The organism is Pseudomonas sp., from assembly GCF_035277045.1.
In the GTDB taxonomy this organism is placed as follows: domain Bacteria; phylum Pseudomonadota; class Gammaproteobacteria; order Pseudomonadales; family Pseudomonadaceae; genus Aquipseudomonas.
On record NZ_DATELE010000241.1, the window covers coordinates 1 to 2470 of the forward strand.

General features: G+C 61.4%; 3 protein-coding genes. 1 reads left to right on the forward strand and 2 read right to left on the reverse strand.

Annotated features, from left to right (window positions below):
* Positions 1 to 1034, forward strand: a 1034-nt coding sequence (locus VJS90_RS13765) for a GntR family transcriptional regulator (RefSeq protein ID WP_324122198.1), incomplete at its 5' end; no start/stop codon positions are given.
* A gap of 6 nt (positions 1035 to 1040) precedes the next feature.
* Here VJS90_RS13765 and VJS90_RS13770 read toward each other — a convergent pair.
* Together VJS90_RS13770 and VJS90_RS13775 are read right to left on the reverse strand one after the other, a co-directional pair.
* Positions 1041 to 2060, reverse strand: coding sequence for an AbrB family transcriptional regulator (locus VJS90_RS13770; protein ID WP_324122199.1), 1020 nt, complete (start codon positions 2058 to 2060; stop codon positions 1041 to 1043).
* A 7-nt stretch (positions 2061 to 2067) separates the two neighbouring features.
* On the reverse strand, positions 2068 to 2470 hold a 403-nt coding region (locus tag VJS90_RS13775), incomplete at its 5' end, for a class II aldolase/adducin family protein (RefSeq protein ID WP_324122200.1).

Below are 2470 nucleotides of genomic sequence, written 5' to 3' on the forward strand. Positions count from 1 at the left end.
CCGGCTCGTTCTCGCGTATACTTGCATTTATCGGCGCCGATAAACAAAGAATTGGTCGCTTTTCACTTCGTCTCCAACTTGCCGGTCCGATCTCAATGGCCTCCAGCACACTTGTCCAGCGCATCGTTTTCGATATCAGCCACAAGATCCAGCTTGGTGATATCACCACCGGGTCGCATCTGAGCGCCCAGAAAGTTGCCGATGAGTTCCATGTCTCCCGTTCGCCTGCCCGCGAGGCGTTGACCGTACTGGCCGAGCAGGGAGTGCTGGAGCAGATTCCCAATCGTGGTTTTTTCGTGATCGGAATCCCCGAGACTGCGAGTGATAACCTCGATGAGATCACCGCTACCGAGGAGCCTGCGGAGTACTACAAGCTTTCAGAAGATTGGCTCAATGATGCAATCCCCGCGCAAGTGACCGAAAAGTACCTGCGCGAGCGCTATGACCTGACCAAGTTCCAGGTCATCGACATCCTCAACCGTGCAGCCAAGGTCGGCTGGGCCGAGCCCAAGCCAGGCTACGGCTGGCGCTTCCTGGATGTGGCCAAGACCCCCGAAACGCTCCAGCAGATCTACAAGGTGCGTTCGCTGATTGAGCCTGCCGCGTTGCTGGAGAGCGATTTCGACTGCGATCTGGAGGTGCTCCGGCGCTTGAAAAAGGAACAGAAGGACTTGCTCGCCGGGGGCATCGACACGCTGCCGGCCGATGTCCTGCTCAAGTCGGGTATCCGCTTTCATGAAGAGCTGATCAAGCTGTCCGGAAATCCGCTCTACCACATGATGCTCAAGCAGTTGAACAACATGCGCCGCCTGATCGAGTACCGCTCCATGATCGACCGCAAGCGCCTGTATTCCCAGTGCGCCGAGCACTTGCGGATGGTCGAGCTGGTGGAACAGGGCAACAACCTGGAGGCTGCGCACCTGATGAAGCGCCACTTGAGCGGGTCGTTCGCCCGCAAGTCGCCGATCCTCGAGCTGCGCCGGGTGGGACAGGTGCCTGCCGAGCAGCTCGATGCGGTCGTGCCCACCCGCTAGGTCGCATCATTCGCTGTCGTTATGCTGCACCTGCGAGGCATTGCGCGCCTGGCGTGCGAGCAAAAGTCCGAGCACGGGTTCAGCGCACAGCATGACCACCACCAGGCGCATGATCTGCATGGCGGTCACCATGCCCGCCCCAAGGTGCAGGGCCTCAGCGGTCAGGTACATCTCGGTGCTGCTGCCTGGCATCATGCCCAGGGCGAGCGACAACACAGGCATGTTGGTCAGCCAGCCGAATGCCCAGGCGAACAGGAAGGTGCTGGCGATCATCGACAAGGTGAAGACCACCACCTTGAGCAGATACAACGGCGAGCGGCGGAAAAACCCGCGGTCGAAGAAGCTGCCCAATGCGCAGCCGATCATCAACTGGCCATACTGGCTCAGCTCCACTGGAAGCGCGGTGCGCAGGTCGAACGTCGCCGTGAGCCCGGCGCACAGTGCCATCGGGCCGAACATCCACGGGTTGGGCAAACCCAGCCGCTTCCATGCCAACGTAACCAGTACGCCGCCCGCCAGCATGGGTCCCAGCCATTCCCATTGGGCAGGCGGGCGAGCTTGCACCGCGCCTGGGCTCAGGTGCATCAGCAGGAACATGGCCGGCGGTACGCTGAGCACGATCAGCACCAGGCGAATGCTGTGGGCTGCTGCGATCTGGCTGACGTCTGCGCGGTAGCGTATGCCCAGCTGGATCATTTCGGCGAAGTTAGCCGGCATGAAGGCGATCCCGGCAAGGGCGAGCAACAGGGTGAGGAACGCTGCAGCCAGCATCATCGGGAAATGCCCGAGGATTTCCTCGACGACAGGTGGTGTGAAATGCAGGCCGATGGACGTCGCGATCATCCATTGCCCCGATTTGCGCCCATTCGGGATCTCGGCGATCAGCCAGCCACTGCAGCGCACGACGATCACCGCCAGCATGGAGCCGATGATCCAGGGCAGCGGCCAGTGCGCGGCACCGGCCAACAGTGCACCGAGAATGCCTACGAGAGGTGTGGCCCACCAGGTTTTCAGGCTTGCAAGCATGTGACCTTCACTTCAAAGGGTAAAGACGCCGTAGCTCGGCGACCTGCTCGGGGGTCAGGGTCTTGAATTTATGCTGGAAGATCAGCAGGAACAGTTGCGCCGTGGCTTCCAGTTCCTCGGTGGCATCGACAGCGGCATTCAGGTCGCTGCCAGCCACCACGGGTCCGTGATGAGCAAGGAGCATGGCGTGGTGTTTACTGGAGAAGGAACGGACCGCCTCGGCCAGGGCAGGGTCGCCCGGTGCATGGTAGGGCACCAACGGCAGCTTGCCGACACGCATGGCGTAGTAGGCCGTGATCGCAGGCAGCAGGTCTTCCGGATCCAGGCCGTCGAGCACCGAGACGGCCACCGAGTGGGTGGAATGCAGGTGCACCACAGCACCGCTGGTGGGACGCTCCTGGTACATGGCC

What these genes read in the sequence shown, in the direction of transcription:
- VJS90_RS13770 (WP_324122199.1), bottom strand. Translation starts at nt 2,060, where the DNA reads ATGCTTGCAAGCCTGAAAACCTGGTGGGCCACACCTCTCGTAGGCATT.